Here is a 23,280-nt window from a genome sequence, read left to right on the forward strand (position 1 = left end):
CAGACAGATCGACAGTCCCGACAGCCCGGTGATGCACGCGGTGCACGCAGACGACCCCGCGCGTCGGGGGTAGAGTGTCGCGCTCAGTCATGTCCGATGCAGTCGAGAAGCCCGGCGCGCGTGGTCTGTCGCCGGCCAAGCAGGAGCTGCTCCGGCAGCTGCGCGCCAGCGCGGGGCCCCGTCGCCTGGCCGATGATCCGATCGCCGTGGTTGGCCTGGCGCTGCGGCTGCCCGGGGCCGCGGACGAGGCCGGATACTGGCAGCTGCTGCGCGACTCGGTGGACGCGATCGTGCCGGTGCCTGCCTCGCGCTGGCCGATCGCCGACTACTACCACCCCGATCCGCAGCGACGCGGATCGATCGCCTCGCAGTTTGGCGGGTTCTTGGCCAAGGTCGATCAGTTCGACGCCAGCTTCTTCGGCATCAGCCCGCGCGAGGCCGCGACCTTGGATCCACAGCACCGCTTGCTGCTCGAGCACAGCTGGTTTGCGATCGAGGACGCCGGCCTGCGGCGCGACCAGCTCGAGGGCAGCGCGACGGGGGTGTTCGTCGCCAGCTACCAGCGCGACTACGCCAAGCTCGCGACCCGCGACCGGTTTGCGATCGACGCGTACACGGCCTCGGGCACCCACCACAGCATCGCGGCCGGTCGCTTGGCGTACCTGCTGGATCTGCGCGGCCCGGCGCTGGTCGTGGACACGGCCTGCTCGTCCTCGTTGGTCGCGCTGCACCTTGGCTGCCGCAGCTTGCTGAGCGGGGAGTGTTCGCTGGCGCTGGTCGGCGCCGCCAACCTGATGCTGGCGCCGGAAGAATCGATCGCGCTGTCGCGGTGGGGGATGCTCGCCAGCGACGGGCGGTGCAAGCCCTTCGACGCCCGCGCCAACGGGTTCGTGCGCGGCGAGGGGGTCGTCGTGTTGGTGCTCGAGCGGCTCGCCACAGCGGTCGCGCAGGGGCATCGGGTGCGGGCGGTGATCCGCGGGACGGCGGTCAACCAAGACGGACACAGCAACGGCCTGACCGCCCCGAACGTCGTGGCCCAGCGCGCGTTGATCCGCGCGGCGCTGCGCGACGCCGAGCTCGAAGCGGGGAGCATCGGCTACGTGGAGGCGCACGGGACCGGGACGGCGCTCGGGGATCCAATCGAGATGCAGGCGATCGTCGCCGAGTATGGAGCCCCGAGCAGCGCGGCGCCGGTCTGCGCGGTTGGATCGGTCAAGAGCAACATTGGCCACCTCGAGGCCGCCGCGGGTCTGGCCGGAGTCGCCAAGGCGATCGCATGCTTGGAGCACGGACAGATCCCGGCGAGCCTGCACTTCCAGACGCTCAACCCCGCGATCGATCTTGGCGGCTCGCGGGTGAAGATCGCCAGCGAGCCGCGGGCGTGGGTCAGCCAAGCGCAGCGTCACGCCGCGGTCAGTTCGTTTGGCATGGGGGGCACCAACGCCCACGTGATCTTGGCCCAGGCGCCCGCGCGGACCGAGCTGGCCACGCCAGCGCGCAGCGGCTTCGTGCTGCCGCTGTCTGCCCACGACGCCCCGGCCCTGCGCGCGCTGATCTCCGCGACCGATGCCGCGTTGGCGCGCGCGGCTGACCTTCACGAGTACTGCGCGAGCGCGGCCCGAGCCCGCACGCATCACCCCTCGCATCGGATCGCGGTCGCGGGCGCGAGCGCGGACGAGCTGCGGGCGGCCCTCGCCGAGCGGGCCAACACCCAGTCGATCGCCCCCCACGCGACCCCGCGCGGGGTCGTGTTCGTGTGTCCCGGGCAGGGCGGTCAGTGGCTCGGCATGGGTCGGTGTCTGCTCGAGCACGAGCCGGCCTTCGCGGCCCAGCTCGAGCTGTGCGACGCGGTGATCCGTCCGCTCGCGGGGTGGTCGGTGATCGACACGCTGCGCGATCCAAGGCCGGCGGAGCTCGAGTGGGTCGAGCGGGTTGATCGGGTCCAGCCGATGTTGTTCGCGCTGAGCGTGGGCTTCGCCGCGGTGTGGCAGGCGTTTGGGGTCCGACCCGACGCGCTGATCGGCCACAGCATGGGCGAGGTCGCGGCGGCGCACCTCGCTGGGCGGCTGAGCCTGGAAGACGCTGTCTGCGTGATCGTGCGTCGCAGCGCGCTCATGCAGACGCTGCCCGCGGTCGGTGCCATGGTCGCCGTCGATCTGCCCGCGGCCGAGCTCGCCCGCCGGATCGAGCAGGCGGGCGATCACGCGATGGCGCTCGCGGCTGACAACGCGCCTCACGCTGCGGTCTTGTCGGGGCCGCTCGCGGCCGTGGACGCGCTGGTGGCCGCGCTCGAAGCGGGCGGGGTTCGCTGTCGAAGGATCGCGGTTGGCGTGGCCTCGCACAGCCCGGCCGTGGATCACTCGAGCGAGCAGCTGTTGCGCGCGCTCGCCAGCGTGGAAACCCGCCCAACGAGCGGCGCGGGTCTGTCGCTCTACTCCACTGTGCACGGCGGCCTGCTCGACCCGGGCACCCGCCTGGACGCGGAGTACTGGCGTCGCAACCTGCGGGAGCCCGTTCGGTTTTGGCCGGCGATCCAGGCCGCCGTCGCCGACGAACACCACACCTTCATCGAGCTTGGCCCGCACCCGGTGTTGCTGCCGGCCGTGCGCGAGGGCCTCGACGCGCTCGGTGTGCGGGGGCTGTTGGTCAGCTCGGGCCGGCGCAACGCCAACGAGCAAGCCGAGCTCGCCGCTGGGCTCGCGGCGCTCTACGAGGCCGGCGCGAAGCTCGACTGGGATCGGGTCTACGCTGGCGCCCGCACCCACGCCGCGCTGCCCTCGTATCCGTTTCAGCGCCAGGCCCACTGGTTGCCGCGGGTGGAGGCGGGCGCTGTCGTCGGGGCTCACCCCTTGCTCGGTCCGCGGGTCGAGCTCGCCCACGCCAACGCTGTCGCCCCGAGCCGCGCGTGGACCAGCCGCGTGTCACTGGACCACGCCCCGTTCTTGCGTGATCACTTGGTTGAAGGCAGCTGCGTGCTGCCGGGCATGGGCAGCGTCGATCTGGTGCTCAGCGCCCTGGCCCAGCGAGGCCGCGCGGTCCATGAATTGCGCGAGGTCGACTTCGAGCGGCCGATCGTGTTCAGCGAAGGCGAGTCGCTCGAGCTGCAGCTGCGCGTCGAGGGCGAGGCGCACGACAGCCAGTTTGAGATCTGGGCTCGCGGCGAAGCGGAGCGCGAGTGGACCCGGCGGGTTCGCGGCCGGGTGGTCGAGCTTCAGCCCCGCCGCGCGGCGCTCGATCTCGAGTCGCTGCGCAGCCGCTGCGCGCCCCACATGAGCGGGTCGGCGTTCTACGAGTGGCTCAACCAAACGGGCAACATCTGGGGCCCCGCGTTCGCAGGCGTCACCGCGATCGCCCGCGGCGGCGCCGAGATGCTCGTGGATCTGGCGGTCCCCAAGCCGATCGCCGACGAGCTCTCGCGTCACTGCTTTCACCCCGCGCTGCTCGACGCCTGCGCGCAGCCGCTGCTGCGCGGGGCCGAGCGGGATCGCGGCTCCCTGGTGCTGGCGCGCATCGATCGAATTGCGATCTACGCCGCCGCCGAGGGGGTCCACGCCAGCTGGATCCGCGTCGACGAGCAGCAGCGCCGCGGCAGCCTGCGCGGGGACGTGATCGTTGCCGACGCGGGCGGGGCAGCGATCGTCGAGGTCGAGGGGCTGCGCGTGCAGTACCTGCACGAGCAGCAGTCGAGCTGGTACCACGCGCTCGCGTGGCGCCCGACTGGGGCCGCGCAGCCGGACCATGCACAGCGGCGCTTCGCGTTGGTGGGGGAGGCCGCGCCGCTGCAGCGCGAGCTGCTTCGATGTCTGGCCGCGCGCGGGGTTGGTCTGGCTGAGCCAGCGGCCGCCACGGACATCGTCCACTTTGCGCCGACGCCACGTGCCGACGCGCTCGCGGATCAAAGCGCCGCCGCCACGCTCGAGGCTGGGACCGCGGCATGCGAGGGCGCGCTGGCGAGTCATCGAGCGGTCGGGGCGGATCAGCGGATCTGGCTCGTCACCCAAGCGGCGGCGCCGAGCTTGGTTGGCCTCGTGGATCCCATGCTCAGCGCGGTGTGGGGTCTGGGTCGGGTCATGCAGATCGAGGGCGGCAAGCGGTTCGCGCGTTCGGTCGATCTGGACCCGGCCGCGGGGGTGGTTGGCATGGCCACGCAGCTGGCCGACGAGCTGGGGATCGACGATCAGGAGCCGGCGGTCGCCTACCGAGACGGTCAGCGCCTCGCCGCCCGGCTCGAGCAGCGCACGCCCGCGCACGCGCGTGGGGTGGCCAGCCCGATGAGCCGGCTGGATCCTGGGGCGAGCTACTTGATCACGGGTGGGCTTGGCGGGCTTGGGCTGCGGATGGCCGCGCACCTGATCGATCTTGGCGCGCGACGGCTGATCCTGCTGGGCCGAACCGGTCTGCCGCCGCGTGAACGTTGGGGCGAGCTCGCGGCGGGGTCCCGCGAGCAGGCTCGGGTCGCGGCCGTGCGGGCGCTCGAGGCTCGCGGCGCCGCGGTTCATGTGGTCGCGCTCGACGTCGCCGACGAGCCGAGCTTGCGCGCGTTTGCGCAGCGGTGGCGGTGTGAGCAGCGGCCTGCGATCCGCGGCTTGGTCCACGCCGCAGGTGTCCAGCACCCGCTCGCGCTCGCGCAGCTGGGGGTCGAACAGCTGCGCGCTTGCTTGCGGGCCAAGCTCGCCGGCGGCTGGGCGCTCGAGCGCGTGTTTGGGGATCAGCTTGGGTTCTCGCTGCTGTTTTCATCGGCCGCGACCGTGCTGCCGTCGCCGCTGCTCGGCGCGTATACGGCCGCGAACGCGTGCCTCGATGGGCTGGCGACTCACGCTCGCGCGGCTGGGCGCCCGGTTACCGCGGTGTCTTGGGGGCTGCTCGCGGCGGGTGAGATGGCGAGCAGGCAGCTCGCCGCGCGGGGGGAGCTGCATGGGTTTGACGACATGGACCCCGCGGCGGCCTATGCCGCGCTCGAGCGCGCGCTCGCGGCCGAGCTTGGGCATGTTGGGGTGATGGCGATCGACTGGCGGGCGTGGCTGAGTCGGCACGCCGAGCTCGCGGAGCTGCCTTACTTCGAGGCGCTCGCGCGCTTTGGTGACGGGGCCGCGCGGGCGCTTGCTGCCAGCTCCGGCTCGCTCGCCGCGCTGCGCTTGGGCGATGCTGATGGTCGTCGCGAGCGGCTTGGTGTGTACTTGCGCGAGCAGCTTGGGCGGGTGTTGCAGATCCCTGGCGCGGCGCTGGACACGATCGATCCGGGCGTTGCGCTGACTCGGCTGGGGATCGACTCGCTGATGGCGCTCGAGCTGCGCAATCGGATCGAGGCGGAGACCGGGGCGGCGCCGGCGGTCGTCGAGCTGTTGCGTGGGATCTCGCTGGCGGAGTTGATCGAGCTTGTCGACGCGCAGCTCGACGCGCGGGCGGGGGCGGGGGCGGCAGTCCCCGAGGATGGCGACTGGGAAGAGCTGACGATCTGAGCGGATCAAAGGCCGGCTCGAGGTCGAAGTGCTTCCGCGTAATTTTTAACTGATCCCAACGTGCCCCGCGGTCACTGTACCGCCGATGAACGACGACAAGAGCGACGCGAAGACGCGGAAACGACGCAACATTCGGTCCGCGGTTGGGACATTGATCCTGCTGCTGTTGGTCACCGGAGGTGTGTTCGCGTGGAACCAGGTGTTTCTTCAAGACCCGATGCGTGACGTGATCGCCAACGATCCACGCAACGCTGGGATCGAGGTGCAAGTCCACCTCGAGCACTACGTGACGCCTGGCGTGCTGGTCTACGACCTGCGTGACGTCGGCCGCGACAAGGCCCCGATCGACGTGTTTCGGGTGTTCTTGCAGTATGCAGACGCGATGAAGGGGCAGCGCTTCGACGCTGTCCAATTGGCGTTTCGAGGCGAGACCAAGTTTGTTCTGGACGGGGCGGGGTTCCAAGAGATCGGCCGCGACTACGCCGGGCAAAACCCCGTGTACACGATCCGAACGTTCCCGGAGCGACTGCGAACGCCGGATGGCGCGGTCGCGTTCGAGCGCTGGAAGGGCGGGGCGCTCGGCGTCCTTGGCGAACAAATGGATGACTTCAACGAGTTTCAGGACCGCTGGTATATCGATGATCTGTAGCGCGTCTGGGCATTCAGAGGGCGCTCATGAACGATCTGGAGTGTCTGGGTTCGTGTGCTATGCAGTCAAAATGGGCCGCACGATCCCCTCAGAGCAAGCATTCTCCGTCGGCCGCCACGCCTCCCCGATCTTCGCCCGCCGTCGCGCCGTCCTACGCGAGACCATCACCACCCTCCTCGAGGCCGACCCCCCCGACCACTACCACCAACTCGCCCAGACCAACCTCGCCCGCTGGCACGCCACCGCGCCCGCCGCGAGCCAACAACCAACCGTACAAGTCCTCCCCGGCGACTGGGGCGAGGTCACCCTCGCGCTCACCCAGACCTACGGCCAAACCTTCGCCGTTCTCAACATGGCCAACGCCTATATGCCCGGCGGCGGCTACGTCGAGGGATCGCCCGCCCAAGAAGAGAACATGTTTCGGCGCACCGACTGCCACTTCGCCGTCGTCGCCGACGACATGGACCCAATCACCGAGCGCTACCGACCGCGCATGACGGCGCTGCTCAACGCGGACCACGGGCGCGTATTGTTGGACACCCGGCGACCCCGGGTATGCCTGCGTGGGGGTGAAGATCGCGAGCGCGACGATCTTGGCTACGCGTGGCTCCCCCACGACCGAGTGTTCCCGTTCTACGAGCTGCGTGCCGCCGCGTTGGATCTACGTGACGGCCGGCGCTTCGATCCCGAGCAGGCGAGCGCCAAGATCTGCGCCCAGCTCGACACCCTCATCGAGGCCGGCATTCGTCATGCGGTGCTCAGCGCATTCGGCTGCGGGGCGTTCGCCAACCCGGCGGATCAGGTTGCGGGCCTCTACGCGGCGGCGCTGCGCGGCCGGCCGGATGCATTTGACTGCGTGGCGTTTGCGATCTTCGACCCCGGCTACGGCCCGGACAACTTCACCCCCTTCGAGCGAGCGCTCGCCAGCGGCTGACCGCCACCCAAGCCTAGTCGTCACTACAAATAAACGGCGCCTTCTCAATACAATTGCGCTCCGACCACAACCCATCGTTCAAGAAGATACAGTCAAACCACCCCAGCTGATGCGAGGGCTCCCCGTTGGCCCAGGCCATGAACGAGGGCGCGCTACCGTCGAGCCAGCGGTAGTCCTCTTCCACGTCCCGATCATTGAGCCCAAACGACCAATAGCTAGAATGAACGGCCTCTGCGGCCTCCGCGATCACAGCCATCTGCGCAGCGCTGTCAAAGCGCGCCAGCACGTGCCCCTGCGCCACACAAAAATCCCGCGCCGCGAGCCACGTGATCGAGTTGTAGCACAAGTAAAACTGACGCCCCTCGCTCTCCACCATCGGGCATTCGCACGCAGGAACGTCATCGGCGTACCCGCTGCAATTATTGTCGATCTCATCACAGAGCTCCTCCGCGTCAGGATGGATCGCCGGATCGTCGTCGTTGCAGTCCTGAAAACACGGACCAAAGCCATCGTTGTCCCGATCTGGCTCCGCGCCATCGACCAGGCAGTCGAGCTGCGGCCCAAGCTCCGCCGCCCGGGCCTTGATGAAGTCCAGCGAGCGCTCGCGCCCTGACTCCACGCTCTTGGCCGAATACGGCCGCCGCGGATCCGCGCGCATTGCCTCATCGGTCAGCGCGATCGCCCGCTCGACCTCAGCCTCGATGTCCACGGCCTGAAGCTGCGTCAACGCCAATTGCGAAGCCTGGATATAGTCGACCAGACACTGCGAGTCGCGCAGGCACTTGAACCCGAGGTAGCCGGCGTGCTCGAAGGGCGTGACCTTGCGGACCAAGGCCTGGTCCAAGCTCCACGGCTGGTAGCTCCACTGATCCAGCGTGGGCTCGTGATACACAAAAAAATTATGGCCGCCGATGTGCCCGTCGAAGTGGCCAACGATCGTCTCGCCGGCCAAGAACGCCAGGAACCGAGGCAAGTCCACGCCGCCCGCGTCCGCGTAGAACACCTCGTTGGTGTCGAGCAACGCCAGCTGCGAGAACGCCAGCAGATCGTCGCGGGAGAGGTCCTCGCCCTCGTCTTGGTCCCAGCTGTCGAGCGCTTCATCGAGGTCGGCGCTCTTGTCCGACTCATACAAATTGCCGCTGGGATCCGCATAGACCCGCTCGAGGAATTCATCGTCGTACGGCTCGATGTCGAGGTACAGCCCGTAGCGCTCGCCGTTGACCCACACCTGCGCATAGCCAACCCGGGGGGCCGGCACGCCGAGCGCTCGAAACACGCGGTACCCGATCCACTCGCGCAGCATCGAGCTGTCGACCACCATGTTGTTGAGGGTGAGGCCCTCGAGCCCCAAGAAGCGGTTGCCGGGGATATACTTGTTGAACTTGATCTTGAACGAAGGCTTGTCGTCGATCGGCCGAAACGAGTGGTTGCCCTTGAGCCGGACCCCCACGTTGGCGTAGACGACCCCGTCGTACTCGAAGCTGCCGGGGACCCACTCCTTGGGCTCGGCCTCGAGCGCGGCCCACGAACTCGCGCTCAGCTCGATCTCGAAGCGGGGCAGGCGATCGATCGAGAACAGCTCGTCAGAGTTGGTCGCGGGGCCGTCGTCGAACTGGTAGGGCGGCTGGCCGCAGGCGAGCGCGCCACACAGCGCGGCCGCCAGCGTCGAGGCGCGGCGGATCCAGGCAGCTGGCGAGGGGGCTCGAGGGGTCATGGGCGTACGGCGTTGGGTCCGGGTCGAGTATGGACCAGAGCAGGGGTTGCGTGCTCGCGGCGAGCGAGAGTTCGCGCATCGCGGGGCCGAGAACATGATACGAGGTGTGTGTGTGCCCAGGTCTCCGGCTCGTCTCGCTGTTCGCGCTGTCGCTCGTGCTGGGCGGCTGCGGTGGGCCAGAGGCCGACGGGGAGGACAGCGCAGAGGACAGCGACGCCGGGCCGAAGGCGTGCGAGCCGATCGCCGTGCCGGTCAGCGGGGTCCCCGGCGCGCAGCAGCTCGAGCTCGTCGCGACCCGCAGCGAGATCCCCGGTCTCGCCGATCAGCCAACCGCGCGCGGGCAGGTGTTGGGGGTGCTGACCGCGTTCGACGGCCGCCTGCACCTTGGCTACGGCGACTACAGCGACAACACCGGGCCGATCGCCATGCACGCCTGGGACCCACGGATCGAGGACTTCGTGGACCTGGGCGTGGCGCCAACCGAGGAGGTCCAGCACCTGTTCGCAACGTCCGACGCCCTGTACTGCCCCGCGACCGATCCCGACGGTCATCAAGAGTCCGGCGGCGTGTATCGGCTGGACTGCGGCGCGGCGGCGTGGTCGGTGCAAACGCCGATCCCCGGCGGGGTTCATGTGTATGACGTGACCGCGCAGGGCGACACGCTGTACGCGTGCACCGGCTCGCTCAACGGCCAGCCTGCGCTGTTGATGGCTTCAAAGGATCGCGGCAAGAGCTGGACCGAAGCGCTGCGGCGCGAGTCTGGCCCCGATCGATTCTCACGGTTTTACTACTTGGGGGCGACGCCCGAATTGCTGTTTGTGAGCGGCCGCGATTCACCCGAACCAGGCGAGGCGTTCGCGTGGATCCGCCGGGGCAAAGGCGCATTCGAGCAGCTCGAGGGCCTGCCCAGCGGCTCGTTGATCCCGATTACGCTGGGTGACCAGATGGTGATCGCTGCATTCTCGGGCACGCCGGGGCGCAGTGAGTACTATGGGAGCTATCGAGTCGAGGGGCAGGGCTTCGCGGAGGATCAACCGTGGCCGGTCCACGAGGACGGGGTGCTCGAGCTGGTCACCTGGGCGCGGCAAGCCGCGGACGGCGATCGGGGTGAAGCGCTGCTGATGTTGATGGAGCGGGCCGATGGCGGGGTCAGCGTGCATCGCAGCGAGGATCTGAGCGCGGGTCCGATGGGCTGGGAGCACGTCGCGAGTATCGCGGCGGTCGAAGGGGAGACCTTCGTGTCGATGGCCTTGCTGTTCAATGATCTGTACTTGGGGACCCGCACCGGGTCGCTGTATGCGTTGCGTGAACTCGAGGCGCCGGCGGACTGACGCAAGCGGCCCCGGCCGCCAGCGCCGCCAGGCAGCGACGCGTCGCGCCGAGGTGGTAGTGTCGACGCCGTGCCAGAGCCAATCCTGCTCCGCGGCGACATCACCACCGTGGACGTCGACGCGATCGTCAACGCCGCCAACCCAAAGATGCTCGGCGGCGGCGGCGTCGACGGTGCGATCCATGCCGCGGCAGGCCCCTTGTTGCTCGAGGCGTGTCGGCGCAGCCCGGCCGTCAACGGCATCCGCTGCCCCTTCGGGCAGGCCCGGATCACACCCGGCTTCGAGCTCCCCGCCCGCTGGGTCATCCACACGGTTGGACCGATCTGGCAGCGCACGCCCGAGCCGGAGGCCGTGCTGACGCAGGCCTACGAGAACAGCCTCGCGCTGGCCATGGACCACAGCCTGACCAGCGTGGCGTTCCCGGCCATCTCGACCGGCGCCTACGGGTTTCCGCTCGACGCCGCCGCGACGATCGCCGTGGGGGTCGCCCGCCGCCGCTGGGGCAGCGTGGTCGATGTCCGGTTCGTGCTCGCGCGCGCGGATGTGTTCGAGGCGTTCGAGCGCGCGCTGGCGGGGTGACGGGGTGACGGGACGCCGTCCTTGGCGACTGGGGCTCGACCGGGGCTCGACCGGGGCTCGACCGGGGCCTCGACCCGGACGGCTGTTTTTGCGGCGGTTGTGAAGCCGCCGCAACCGCCACAATGTTGCAAGCATAATTCGCACGGTGATCAGGCGACGTAGTCGATTGCGCCAAGCGTCCGCCGGTCCTACGAAGCCGCGGTGCAAGTCCCTCCCGCGAGCCCAAACTGGCACGCGAAACCAGTGGCCGAGACGCTAGCGACCCTTGGCGTCGACCCCGAGCGCGGGCTGTCCGACGCCGAGGCCGACGCGCGCCGTCGTGAGCACGGCCTCAACCAACTCGATCAGGTCGAGACGCGCTCGTGGGTCAAGATCCTGGTGGGTCAATTTCGCAGCATCGTCGTGGCGCTGCTGGGCGCCGCGATGATCTTGGCGTTTGCGACGCGCCGCTGGCCGGAGGGCCTGGCGGTGTTGGCGGTGCTGGTGATCAACGCGGGGATCGGGTTTTTTACCGAGTATCGGGCGGTCCGCTCGATCGCGGCGCTGCGCAAACTCAGCGAGCACCAAACCAGGGTCCGGCGTGACGGACACGAGCGTGAGATCGGCGCGACCGAGCTGGTGCCGGGCGACATCGTGACCCTTGGTGTCGGGGATCTGGTCCCGGCGGATCTGCGCTTGATCAGCGGCGAACACCTGCGCATCAACGAGGCCGCGCTCACCGGGGAGTCGGTCCCGGTCGACAAGCTACCCGACGAGATCGCCGAACATGCGCTGGTCCCCGAGCGCACCAACATCTTGCACAAGGGCACCAGCGTGGTCGATGGTCACGCGCTTGGAGTCGTGGTCGAGACCGGGGGCCGGACCGAATTCGGGCACATCGCCGCGCTCGCCGGTCACGCCGAGTCCGGGCTCGCGCCCATGCAGCGGAGCTTGGATCAGCTTGGGCATCGGTTGGCGTGGGTGACCCTCGCGATCGTGGGATTGACGCTATGGCAAGACCTTGGCGTGGAACGGCGCGACCCGACGCTTGCGCTGGAGACGGCGCTGGCCCTGGGGATCGCGGCGATCCCCGAGGGCCTTCCGATCGTCGCCACAATTGCGCTGGCGCGCGGCATGTATGTATTGGCCCAGCGAAACGCGCTGGTGAATCGCCTGACCGCGGTCGAGACCTTGGGCGCCACGCGGGTGATCTTCACCGACAAGACCGGCACCTTGACCGAGAACCGAATGCGCCTGCGAAAGGTGGTGACGCCCGCTGGCGAATACACGATCGCGCTCGACGGCGGCCCGGGCGAGACCTGGGCGCGGCTGGACACGGGGACGTTGCGGGCGCTGGAGGTCGCGGTGTTCTGCAATGGCGCGTCGCTCGACGAGCTCGCCGACGAGGACAACCCGCGCGGTGATCCAACCGAGCTCGCGCTGCTGGCCGCCGGCCGTCGGCTTGGGCTCGAGCGCAGCACGGTGCTCGAGCAAATGCCCGAGCTCCGGGTCGAGCGCTTCGAGCCGCGCGTGGAGAAGATGGCGACTTTTCACGCGCTCGACGGCAAGGTCTACGTCACAGTCAAGGGCGCTCCCGCGGCGGTCTTGGCGGTCTGCACCCAGATCGTGGGCGCGACCGGAGAGGGCGGCGCCCCCCTGACCGAACAACAACGCAGCGCCTGGCAGGCCCAGGCGGCGGCGCTTGGCAGCGAGGGCCTGCGGGTCCTGGCGCTGGCGGACAAGCAGGTCGACTCGGTCCGGGCCCGGCCCTACGAGCAGCTGCGCTTCGTCGGCCTGGTCGGTCTGCTCGATCCGCCGCGCGCGGGCGTCAAGGCGGCGATCGACAGGTGTCAGGCCGCCGGGATCCGGGTTGCGATGGTCACCGGGGACCTCCCCGAGACCGCCATGGCGATCGCCGCCGCGGTCGGCATCATCGGCGACGTCGGGGATCCCGAGGCGGTGGTCATGCACGGCCGCGATCTCAAGCCGCCCGCGCGGCTCGACGCGGCTGGGCGTGATCGCGTGCACGCGGCCAACATCTACGCGCGGGTCAGCCCCGAGCAAAAGCTCCACCTCGTGCGGATCTACCAGGGCCGACACGAGATCGTTGCGATGACCGGCGACGGGATCAACGACGCGCCCGCGCTCAAGCAGGCCGACATTGGCATTGCCATGGGCAAGCGCGGGACCGAGGCGGCCAAGCAGGTCGCGGACATGGTCCTGCGCGATGACGCGTTCGAGACCATCGTCGTCGCGGTCGAGCAGGGCCGGGTGATATTCGCCAATATCCGCAAGGCTGTCATGTTCATGCTCTGCACCAACGTCGCAGAGATCATCGCCGTGAGCGTGGCGAGCCTGGCCGGCTGGATGCTCCCGCTGCTGCCCCTGCAGCTGCTGTATCTCAACGTCCTGACCGACGTGTTTCCGGCGCTCGCGCTCGGGGTTGGGCCGGGCAGCGGGGACGAGATGCGCGATCCACCTCGCGACCCGACCGAGCCTGTATTGACCCGGCGGCACTGGTTCGAGATCGTGGGATTCGCCGCGGTCATGGGAGCTTGTGTGCTGGTGAGCGGGCAGCTAGCGCAGCGGGTTCTGGGCCTCGACGACCCGTCCGCGGTCACGATCTCGTTCTTGACGCTGGTCCTGTGTCAGCTGTGGTTTCCGCTGAGCCTGCGCGATCCCAAGTCGGGGATCTTGCGCAACGAGATCACCCGCAACCCATGGATGTGGGGCGCGCTGGGGGTGTGCGCCGTGCTGGTGGTCGCGGCGCTGTACCTGCCGGGGCTCTCGGACCTGCTCGATACGCGGCCGCCATCGGTGCGCGGGTGGGCGCTGATTGTGGGTATGAGCTTGGTGCCGATGGTGGTTGGACAGATCGTCAGGATCCGGCAGAAGCTTCGCGCCGCGCCTTCAGACGCATGGGGACGCCGCCCTTGGGGCCCAGCGTGATGCTGCGTCGTTCGGTCTGCGGCGCGTCAGCCTGCGCGCACTCGAGCTCGTACTCGCGCAAGATCGTGGCCAGCGCGACGCGCGATTCATAGTGGGAGAAGGCCGCGCCAATGCAGCGCCGGTTGCCGCCGCCAAACGGCAGGTACTCCCAGGGTTTGGGCTTTCGCGCCAAGAACCGCTCGGGCTCGAACGCGTGGGGGTTGGGGTAGAGATCCTCGCGCCGGTGGACGACCATGATCGCAGCCGTGACCGCGACGCCAGCCGGTAGCTCGTAGCCGCCAAACCGCCAGGGCTTGCGCAGCACCCGAAACACCGCGTCAACGACCGGGTACATGCGCAGGGTCTCGTCAATGACCGCGCCCAAGTAGGGCAAGTTGGCCAGGGCGTCGGGGGCAGGATCGGGGCCGAGCGGGTCGATCTCTTCGAGCAGCCTGCGCAGCACGGCGGGGTGGCGGTGGACGGCGTCGAGCGCCCAGGCCAAGGTGATCGCGGTGGTCTCGTGCCCGGCGATCAGCAAGGTCCGCAGCTCGTCGCGCAGGTGGGTGTCGCTCATGCGCGAGCCGTCGTCGTAGCGGGCGTCGAGCATCAATGACAGGATGTCTTCGCGGCCCTGTGTGCGGTCTTTCATGCGCTCGATCTGGGCGTAGAGCAGGCGGTCGGCCTCGTTTGAATGGCGCATGTAGGTGGCCCAGGCGCCCCGTCCAAATGGCGCGATCTGGGTCGCCTTGGAGAAGAAAAACGCCGGCTTGACCGCGTCCAATGTAGCGAGGATCACCCGCTGGAATTCCTGAACTTGCTCGCGCTCCTCGACCCCAAACACGGCGCGGACGATCGCCTCGAGCGAGATTTTGGTCGTGCAGTCGAGCGCCACAAACTCCTGGCCCGGCTGCAAGTTGGCAAGCGCCGCGCGCGATGCCTCGACCATGACCGCGCCGTAGGCCCGCATGCGCTCGCCGTGAAACGGCGGCGTCAGCAGCTTGCGCTCGCGCTTGTGGGGCTCGCCGCGCATGGTCAGCAACGAGTGCGAGCCAAAGAACGCGTCCATCGCCTGGGTCGCGAACACGTCGAACAGCTCGCCGTCGCGGTTGGCAAACATCTCGCGGATCAATTCGGGCTCGGCGGTCATCACCAGCCGGCCATTGAGCGCCGAGGCAAACCACGGGTCGCCGTAGCGCTCCCGCATGTCTCGCATGGTCTCGTAGGGGTGCAGCGCGAATTGATAGGTGTTGCGCAGGGTTCGGCGTGATCCGTTTGGCAGGGTCGTCATCGGGTCAGTCATGGCGATGCGTGGGTCCGCCGCGCGATCGTACTCGGTTTGCCGCGCCGGGCGCCACGCCGACGAAGGGGGCGGCCGTTCGGGCAAAAGGGGGCTTGCATCGTCGCCGCGGCGGCCCATCATGGCGCCGTGCGATGGGACCCCAACCACCGCAGCTCGGACCTCATCGATCGGCGCTCGGAGGGTGGCGCTGGCGGTGGCGGCGGGCTGCTGTTCACGTTGCTCATGCTCGTGGTCCGCAGCCGCTGGGGCTGGGCTGGGGTGATCGCGGTCTTGCTTGGCTACGGGGCCCTACAGCTGTTCGGCGGCGTCGCCCAGCAAGCGTCCAGCGTCGGCGGCTCGGGTCAGGCCGGGACCGACGAGCAGGCCGCGTTCGTCGGCTTCGTGCTCGACGACGCGCAGGACAGCTGGGCCCGCAAGCTCCCGGGCTATCGCCGGGCCGAGCTGGTCCTGTTTCGCAACTCGACCCGGACCGCGTGTGGGTTTGGCGACGCCGCGACGGGGCCGTTCTACTGCCCGGCGGATCAGCGGGTCTATATCGATCTGTCGTTCTATGACGAGCTCGAGCGCAGGCTTGGCGCCGGGGGGGACTTCGCCCAGGCCTACGTGATCGCCCACGAGATCGGGCATCACGTGCAGAACCTGAACGGCACCAGCGAGCGCGTGCACCGGGCCTCTGGCTCGCGCCAGCGCGGCGCGAGCGGGCTCTCGGTCCGGCTCGAGCTGCAGGCAGACTGCTACGCCGGGGTGTGGGCGCACGACGCCCAGCGCAAGGGGCTGCTCGAGGTGGGTGACATCGACGAGGCGCTGACGGCAGCGGCGGCGATCGGTGATGATCGGCTGCAGAGGATGGGCCGCGGCACGGTCTCGCCCGAGACCTTCACGCACGGCACCTCGGCCCAGCGGGTGGAGTGGTTCAGGCGGGGGTACGAGCGCGGAGATCCACGGGCTTGCGACAGCTTCTCTGGCGCGCTCTGAGTCACGGCCGGCCGAATTCGCTGACGAGCTGCCGCAGCGCCAGGGCCAGGGCGTTGACGTGTGGCGGCGCGAGCATGCCCAGGTGGCTGCCGGGGACCGCGACCACGCGCAGCCCTTTCACCCGTGCACCCCAGTGTTCGCCGAGCTGGCGCGAGCGACCCTCGCTGGCCTCGATCAGCACGCGCTCGATCTCGGGACGAGGGGCGGCCACGCCGTCGCGCAGATCCAGCGCCGAGAGCACTCGCCACACCCGCGCACCGTGGGCGAGATAGCGTTGGTAGATCGCATCGAGGGCGTGCGCGCTGACGCTGGGGTCGAGGTGACCGCTGGCGAGGATGCGCTCGAGCGCGTGCGCGGGAGGTCGCGTGGGGGCGACCTCGGCGAGCGCGCTCACCAGCGCCGCGTCACCGGTGAGCTGGTACCCGAAGGCCGCGAGGTGCTCGAGCTCGTCGCGTTGCTCCCAGGGCCGCGCGGCGAGCTGCTCGGGGGGCAGGCTGTCGAGCAGGACCACCGCCCGGGGGCTACGCTCGCGCTCGCCCAGCACCCGCGCGAGCTCCCACGCGAGCAGGCCGCCGTTCGAGACCCCCGCGAGCAGGAAGGGCCCGCGGGTGAGCTCGAGCTTGGCGAGCAGCTCGAGCATGTCCGCGGTGATCGCCTCTAGGGTGGGCAGCGGGCCTCGCTCGCCAAACGAGGGTGGCTCGAGCGCCCACATGGGACCTGCGAGCAGCTCGGCGAGGGCGGCGAGCGAGCGCGGTCGCTGGCCGGGCGGCAGCACACAGACGATCGCAGACCCGGGCCCGTCGGCGAGCTGGTGCAGGCGCGCGCGCGACGAGCTGGGTTCACGATCACCAGCGCGATCGCCCGCGCCCGCGCCAGTGAGCCGGCGAGCCAGCCGCGCGACGCTCATGCCCTCGAACAGCTCGGCCAGGCTCACCCGCAGGCCAAGGGCTTGCTCGAGCACGGACACCAGCCGCGCGGCGCCCAGCGAGTCGCCGCCGCTGGCGAAGAAGTCGACGTCGACGCCCGGCGGGGGGTGGCCCAGCAGATCGGTCCACACAGCCCAGACGGCGGCCTGCGCTGCGTCGCTTGGATCAGCGTGGGCGCGCGTCGCTGCAGCTGGCGCAGGTCGCAGCGCGAGGGCCCGGCGATCCAGCTTGCCAGTCGGCGTGCGGGGCAGGTCGTCGACGCGAACCAACACGGCCGGCACCATCGCGCTTGGCAGGGCCTCCGCGAGTTGGTCACGCAGCGCCGCCGGGTCCGGGCTGCCCTCGCTCGCAACATAGAACCCAAGCAGCCGCGCGGGGCCCGATCGGTCCTCGCGCAGATCGACGGCCGCCGCCCGCACGCCCGGGAGCGCGCGCAGCTTGGCCTCGATCTCGCCGGGCTCGATCCGATGTCCGCGGAGCTTGAAGAACCCGTCGCGGCGCCCGGCGAACGCGAGGCGGCCACCCGGGAGCGCGCGGCCGAGGTCACCGCTGCGATAGCGACGCTGTCCTTCGACCTGCGAGAATGCGGCGGCGCTCTGCTGCGGCCGCCGCCAGTACCCAAGCGCGAGGTACGGGCTCTCGATCACGATCTCCCCCACGCCGTAGAGCGCCGGCTGCTCCCCAACCGGTGTCTCGAGGCGCACCCGGACGCCGGGGACCGGCGCCCCAATTGGCAGGCTGTCCGGCAAGCTGTCTGGCACGCCAAGGGTGTCGACCAGCTCTTGCAGCGCCAGCGTGCACTCCGTTGGTCCGAGGCCGTTGATCAGACGGGTCGCCGGCCCGAACCACCGCGTGATCGCCATCGCGTCGTCACGCCGCGCCTCCTCCCCGCCAAGCACGACCCAGCGGATCGCCTCGAGCCTGGGTGCGGCGCCACGCTCGGCGTCGAGGCTGGCGACGAGGTGACGAAACACCGTTGGCGTGCTGTGAAACACGCTGATGCTCCGCGCTCGCAGCTCGCCGGGCAGATCGACGAGCGCCTCGCCGCGCAGGTCGATCGGGCACAGCGTCGCGCCCGAGAGCAGCGCGCCGTAGATGTCCATGACCGCCGCATCAAAGGCGTGGGTGGCGACCAAGCTGACGCGATCACCCGGGCCCAGCCTCAGCCGCGCCGCGTAGGTGCAGGCGTGGTGAAGCAGGTTGGCCTGCGACTGCATGACGGCCTTGGGGCGACCGGTCGAGCCCGAGGTGTAGAGCAGGTACGCGAGCTGCTCGGGCGAGGCTGTGGGCTGGGCTGTGGACTGGGGTGCTGGCGTGGTCGCATGGTTGCTCGCGTCGATCACCAGCCGCGGCAGATCGGGCGCGAGCGTGGTGGCGAGCGCCTCGCGATCCGAGCTGCACAACATCAGCTCGAGCTGCGCGTCCTCGATCAGCTCTTGCAGCCGGGCGGGTGGCAGGCGCGGATCCAGGGGCACATAGGCCACGCCAGCCGCGAGCGCGCCGAGCATGGCGGCGGCCATCCGCGCGTCCTCGTCGACGAGCAGTCCGGCGCGCCCCGGTCCTGCGCTGACAGCAGCACGGGTCAGCGCCCCAGCCAGCGCGCGCGCGTGGGTGTGCAGCGTCGCGTAGGTGGTCTGCGCTAGCCGGGTGTCGATCGCAACGGCGTCGGGCTGGGCGCTGGCGATCGCAGCGAAGCGCTCGAACACGGGCTGCGGCGCGACGGGGCTCGGTGTGACCTGTTCGAGCAGGTCGCCCGGACGGCGCAGCGCGAGCGCCGACAAGCGCTGCTCGGGCTGCGCGACCAGGGCCTGCAAGCACGCGTGCAGGTGCTCGAGCAGCAGCTCGATCTGCTCGGCGTCAAACAGGTCCGCGTCGTACAGCGAGCAGACCTTCAGCCCGCCCGGGTGGCGGATCGCGTAGACAGCCAGGTCGTAGCGAGCGATCGGCTCGCGCTCGAGCACGCGCTGCGCCCCGAGATCCGCCCAGCTGCGCTCGGTCTCGCCGACGTCGACCATGTTGAGCATGACCTGAAACAGCGGCGTGCGGCCCAGGTCGCGCGCGGGTCGATCGGGATCCTCGGTGTTCTCGTACAGCGCCTGCAGGACCTGCTCGAACGGCAGCTCGGAGCTTGCGAAGGCCTCGAGCGCGCAGGCCCGGGCGCGGGCAAGCAGCTCGGCCAGGCTGGGATCCCCAGAAGCGTCGAGCCGCAGGCAGACCAAGTTGAGAAACGGCCCGAGCATGTTGGCGGTCGCCGGATGCGGGCGCAGTCCAACCGGCGAGCCAATCGTCACGTCGGTGGTTCCACACCAGCGGGCCAGCACGGCCGTCAGAGCGGCGAGCATCACCGCGTAGATCGAGGTGTGTGCCGCCGACGCCCGCGCGCTGATCCGCCGGGCCAACGCCGGCTCGAGCTCGAGCTCGAGCCACGCGCCGCGGTGACCCTGGCGCGGCGGTCGAGCGCGCGCGCGCGGGAGCTCGAGCGGCTCGATCCCTGCCAAGCGCTCGCGCCACATCGCAACGATCTCGCGCTCGCGCGAGCGCGGACGATCCACCAGCGCGCGCTGCCAGGCCGCGACGTCGGCGTAGCCAAGCTCGATCTCGGGCAAGCGCGGGGGTCGTTGCTCACGTGCGGCGCGAACCAGCTCGACCAAGTCGCGCGCCAAGATCCGCATCGACCCCGCCTCTCCAACGATGTGGTGCAGCTCGAGCTCGAGCCGCTCGCTGCCGTCTGTACCGGTCCAGCTGCGCGCGCGCCAGACCGGACCGCGGGCGAGATCGAAGCGCGCGCGCCCAGCTTCGCTAGGTGGGGGGCCGCGCTCGAGCACGGCCGCGCGGGGCGGGCCGACGCGCTGGATCAAGCAGTCGCCGCGCAGCTCGAAGGTCGTGCGCAACACGTCGTGGCGGGTCTCGAGCCCGACCAGCGCGCGATCGAGGGCGGCGTGGTCGATCGCGGCGTCGAGCCGCAGGGTATGCGTGATGCTCAGCTGCGGCCGCGGGTCCAGCTCGCCCGCCAGCGCTGGCGCGGCGTCGTCGTCGAGCGCGTGCAGCAGCCAGATCCGGGCCTGCGCGAACGATGCCTGCGCCGGTCCAGGATCCGGCCGCGCGCGCAGCTGCGGGAGCTGCTTGGCGCGATGCTGCTCGATCGCGCTGGCGCAGCCGGCCAGGGTTGGCTGCTCGAACAACGCGGGCACGGGCAGCTCGAGCCCAAGCGTCGCGTGCACGCGCGCGGCGAGCTGAACCGCCAACAGCGAGTGGCCACCGATCGCGAAGAAGTCGTCGTGTCGCCCGACCCGCTCGCGCTCGAGCAGCTCCGACCAGATCGTAGCGAGCGCGGTCTCGAGCCCGCCCGCGGGGGCCTCGTGGTGGCCGCTGGCGCGCGCGTCCATGGCTTCGTGGCGGGCCCGCTCGGTGAGCGCGTGGCGATTGAGCTTGCCGTTGGCCGTCAGCGGCAGCGCATCGATCAGCCCAAAGCGGGTCGGCAGCATCGCCGCGGGCAGCCTGGCGGCCAGGCGGGAGCGCAGCTGATCGAGCGAGGTCGTCAGCGGTCCAGCGAGCCACGCGACCAGCTCGCGCTCTCCATCGCTGGACGCGCGCGCGACCACCCCCACATCCAGGCCAGACAGCTCGCGGATCACCGCCTCGACCTGCGCCGGCTCGACCCGGACCCCGCGGATCTTCAGCATCGCGTCGAGCCGACCCACGCAGATCACCTGGCCATCGGGTTGGCGTCGGCCAAGATCCCCGGTTCGGTAGCGCGGGCTGGGGTCGGACAAGAACCGCGCGCGGGTCAGCTCGGGCTCGCCCAGGTACCCGCTGGCCAGGTGGGTCGTGCACACGACGATCTCACCGAGCTCGTTGATCGCGGCCGGGCCCGCGGGGGTCTGGACCTCCAGGGTCACGCCCTCGATCCCGCGCCCGATCGGCACGATCGCGCGGCGCTCGTCCGCCGCGCTGATCCGGTGGACCGCGATCGCCTGGGGGGTCTCGGTCGCCCCGTAAAAATTGAACAGCGCGGCGTTGGGGGCGAGGCGACGCCAGGCTTCCACGTCGCGCCCGCGCAGCTGATCACCGCCAAAGCAAACCCGACGCAAGCTCGGCAGCCTGCACGTGGCGCTGCCAGCCAGCGACCGGGCCAGCGACGGGGTGATGTGCAAGGTGGTGACCCCCGCGGCGTCGATCCACGTCGCCAGCGCTGCGCCCATCTGGCCGGGCTCGCGCGGGGGCATGCACACGCGCGCGCCCGCGATCAAGGCCCCAAAGACGTCGCGCAGCGTGGGGTCGTGGCCAAGCCCCGACAGCGCGGCGAAGCGATCGTGCGCGTCGATCCCCAGCGTGTCGCGGTACCAGGCCAAGAAGTGCGCGAGCGGATCCAGCGTGGCGTGGACCGCCCGCGCCCGGCCGCTGGTGCCCGAGGTGAACGCGAGATACGCCTCTGCGTGTTCTCGAGGGCGCGGGGTCGGCTGCCGGTCGGGCGAGGGCAGGGGACCGGCCGGCTCGACGACGCGCGGGAGCTGTCGCAGCGCGTGCGCGAGCGCTTCGTCGGGCTGTCCGTCCAGGCACATCCAGGCCCGCGGCCGCGCGAGCGCGAGCATCTCGATCAGCTGCGCGGCCGGGTAGCTCGCGTCCAACACAACGAAGGAGGCGCCCGCGGTGATCGTGGCGAGCAGCGCGACGACCAGCGAGGGCTCGCGCCGCGCGATCACGGCGACGCGCAGGGGTGACTCTTCGCGTTCGCGTTCGAGCCCCAGTTCGAGCTGGTCGAGCGCCGACGCCAGCGCCCGCGCTCGCGCCCGCAGCTGACCGTGGGTGATCGTCTGGTCGGGACCGACCACCGCGACCTGCTCGGCCGGCGTCGTGTTCAGGGTTGCCCGCATCCACGCGCTGTGTGAACGCGCGGGCTGCAGCGCCAACGGCTCGGGCTTGGGCTCGGGCCCCAGTTCGAGCTGGTCGAGCGCCAACGCCATCGCCGTCCACGGCCGCGGCGGCGCCAAGACCCCCGCGAGCACCTGCGCGACTTGGTCGAGCAACGCCGCCACGCTCGCCGCCTCGAACAGCTCGGTTCGATACGCCGCCTCGAGCTCGAGTCCGTGCGCGCGCGGGTACGCGTAGATCGTCAGATCAAAGCGAGATCCAGGCATGCTCGCCTCGACCTCGCAGTCGAGCCCGGCGAAGCGCGGCTGCGCCTGGGCGAACGCGACGTAGTTCAGCATCACGTTGGGGACGGTCGGCCGCCCGCCGTCACGATGCAGCCGCGCGACCACGCGATCGAGGGGCAGGTCGGCGTACTCGAAGCTGGCCAGCACGGCCGCTTGCGTACGCGCGAGCACCTGCGAGAGATCGAGGGCGTCGTCGTCTAGCTCGACGCGCAGCAGCAGCGTGTCGACCAGCATTCCGACCACCGCTTCGAGCTGGGCGTGGGGTCGGTTCGCAAGCGGGATTCCAAAGCAGAGATCCCGGCTGCCGGTCCACCGCGCAAGCACCACGCTCACGGCTGCAGCCACGAGCATGAACGGCGTCGCCGCGTTGGCCTGCGCGTACCCGAGCGCGGCCGTCCAGCTGTTCGGGTCGAGCGTTCGGGTCACGCTCGCGCCAGCCGAGGACGGACGCTCGGGGCGCTGGCGATCGAGCGGCAGCTCGATCGCGCCGACGCCCGCCAACCGGGTCGCCCAGGCGTCGAGGCGGGCGCGAAAGTTGGGGCTCGCCTCGCGTCGCGCGAGCTCCCGCGCGACGTCGCCAAGCCGGATCGACAGCGGCGGGAGCTCGATCGGCTTACCCCCACAGGCCGCCGAGTACAGCTGGCCAAGCTCGGTCAACAACAGCGACATCGACCAGCCATCACACACGAGGTGGTGGACCCGCAGGACCAGGTCGTGCTCGGTCGCCGTGATCGGCTCGAGCGCGACAACGAATGGGCGCCCGCGCAGCGGGTCGGTCGGGCCGCCCGACCAACACACGGATCGGTCGTTGGCCACGATCTGGATCGGCTGGCCCTCGCGGTCCTCAAACCGGGTGCGCAGGGCCTCGTGGCGATCAACGAGCGCGTCGAGGGCGAGGCCGAGCGCGCGACGGTCAAGCGGCCCGCGCAGGCGCAAGCGCAACACCAGCTCGAGCGCGGCGCTGTCCGGCTCGACCCGCGCGACGAACCACAGCTGCCGTTGGGGCCCGGTCAACGGGGCCCCCGCGTCGCGGCCGGTCAGCAGCGCCAACAGCTCGGGCTTGAGCGCGCGCAGCCGGTCGCGAAGCGTGGCATCGATCGCCCCCGAGGGTGCTCGGATTCGCAGCTGATCACCCTCGACCCCGAACTCGAGCCCGCGGGTGAGGAGCTCCTCGTACAGCCGCTTGGCCTCAGCGCTCACGCGAGAGCGTCTCCGCGAGTTCGTCGCTCAGCACGGTGATCGCTGTCTACCACTATTCGAACGAGCGAGGAGCGCGCCTGTTGGCGGTTCTGGGCTTGGACGAGGCTTCTCGCCCAGGTCCGGGCGGCATTCGTGACCGTGTCACTGTCG

Annotated in this window: 10 protein-coding genes; 7 read left to right on the plus strand and 3 right to left on the minus strand. The window is 70.2% G+C overall.

Translation table 11 applies throughout. From position 1 onward, the window contains the following. Positions 1–89 precede the first annotated feature (89 nt). The 3 genes from DB30_RS24805 to DB30_RS24815 all read left to right on the plus strand — a co-directional run bounded on the left by DB30_RS24805 (position 90) and on the right by DB30_RS24815 (position 7,042). The gene (locus DB30_RS24805; protein ID WP_052553281.1) at positions 90–5,459 is read left to right on the plus strand and encodes a type I polyketide synthase; all 5,370 of its coding nucleotides are present in this window, start codon (positions 90–92) and stop codon (positions 5,457–5,459) included. 85 nt (positions 5,460–5,544) lie between these two features. Then, a complete protein-coding gene (locus DB30_RS24810; protein WP_146660473.1) occupies positions 5,545–6,108 on the plus strand; it encodes a hypothetical protein in 564 nt (187 codons plus the stop codon). Between the two features lie 70 nt (positions 6,109–6,178). Next, positions 6,179–7,042 carry a poly(ADP-ribose) glycohydrolase domain-containing protein gene (locus DB30_RS24815; RefSeq protein WP_052553283.1) on the plus strand — a complete coding sequence of 288 codons (864 nt, stop codon included), beginning with the start codon at positions 6,179–6,181 and terminating at the stop codon, positions 7,040–7,042. Between the two features lie 13 nt (positions 7,043–7,055). Here the strand turns inward: DB30_RS24815 and DB30_RS24820 are convergent, their stop codons facing one another. Next, positions 7,056–8,756: a CotH kinase family protein gene (locus tag DB30_RS24820; RefSeq protein WP_052553285.1), complete on the minus strand. Its 1,701-nt coding sequence runs from the start codon at positions 8,754–8,756 to the stop codon at positions 7,056–7,058. Between the two features lie 110 nt (positions 8,757–8,866). On the opposite strand from DB30_RS24820, the gene DB30_RS24825 reads away from it, so the two are divergent. The 3 genes from DB30_RS24825 (at position 8,867) to DB30_RS24835 (ending at position 13,594) form a co-directional block, all read left to right on the plus strand. Beyond that, on the plus strand, positions 8,867–10,087 hold the full coding sequence (locus tag DB30_RS24825) for a beta propeller repeat protein (RefSeq protein ID WP_146660476.1): 1,221 nt from the start codon (positions 8,867–8,869) through the stop codon (positions 10,085–10,087). Positions 10,088–10,156: 69 nt separating this feature from the next. Then, entirely contained in the window at positions 10,157–10,666 is a 510-nt protein-coding gene (locus DB30_RS24830) for an O-acetyl-ADP-ribose deacetylase (protein WP_052553289.1), read from the plus strand. Between the two features lie 201 nt (positions 10,667–10,867). After that, complete coding sequence (locus DB30_RS24835; RefSeq protein ID WP_276204378.1) at positions 10,868–13,594, plus strand: cation-translocating P-type ATPase; 2,727 nt, start codon at positions 10,868–10,870, stop codon at positions 13,592–13,594. Here DB30_RS24835 and DB30_RS24840 read toward each other — a convergent pair. Beyond that, the gene (locus DB30_RS24840) at positions 13,524–14,861 is read right to left on the minus strand and encodes a cytochrome P450 (RefSeq protein WP_052553303.1); all 1,338 of its coding nucleotides are present in this window, start codon (positions 14,859–14,861) and stop codon (positions 13,524–13,526) included. The two genes, DB30_RS24835 and DB30_RS24840, sit on opposite strands and share 71 nt — an antisense overlap. A 138-nt stretch (positions 14,862–14,999) precedes the next feature. On the opposite strand from DB30_RS24840, the gene ypfJ reads away from it, so the two are divergent. Next, positions 15,000–15,848, plus strand: a complete 849-nt coding sequence (gene ypfJ, locus DB30_RS24845) for a KPN_02809 family neutral zinc metallopeptidase (protein WP_052553291.1) — start codon at positions 15,000–15,002, stop codon at positions 15,846–15,848. A gap of 1 nt (position 15,849) precedes the next feature. Here the strand turns inward: ypfJ and DB30_RS24850 are convergent, their stop codons facing one another. Then, positions 15,850–23,130, minus strand: a complete 7,281-nt coding sequence (locus DB30_RS24850) for a condensation domain-containing protein (RefSeq protein WP_052553293.1) — start codon at positions 23,128–23,130, stop codon at positions 15,850–15,852. Positions 23,131–23,280: the final 150 nt, after the last annotated feature.

It is taken from the genome of Enhygromyxa salina, from assembly GCF_000737335.2.
Taxonomy (GTDB): Bacteria; Myxococcota_A; Polyangia; order Nannocystales; family Nannocystaceae; genus Plesiocystis; species Plesiocystis salina_C.

Excerpts from the sequence above, each read along its gene's own strand:
- DB30_RS24810 (WP_146660473.1), top strand. The coding sequence starts at position 5,545 with ATGAACGACGACAAGAGCGACGCGAAGACGCGGAAACGACGCAACATT.
- DB30_RS24805 (WP_052553281.1), top strand. The coding sequence starts at position 90 with ATGTCCGATGCAGTCGAGAAGCCCGGCGCGCGTGGTCTGTCGCCGGCC.
- DB30_RS24820 (WP_052553285.1), bottom strand. The coding sequence starts at position 8,756 with ATGACCCCTCGAGCCCCCTCGCCAGCTGCCTGGATCCGCCGCGCCTCG.
- DB30_RS24815 (WP_052553283.1), top strand. The coding sequence starts at position 6,179 with ATGGGCCGCACGATCCCCTCAGAGCAAGCATTCTCCGTCGGCCGCCAC.
- DB30_RS24840 (WP_052553303.1), bottom strand. The coding sequence starts at position 14,861 with ATGACGACCCTGCCAAACGGATCACGCCGAACCCTGCGCAACACCTAT.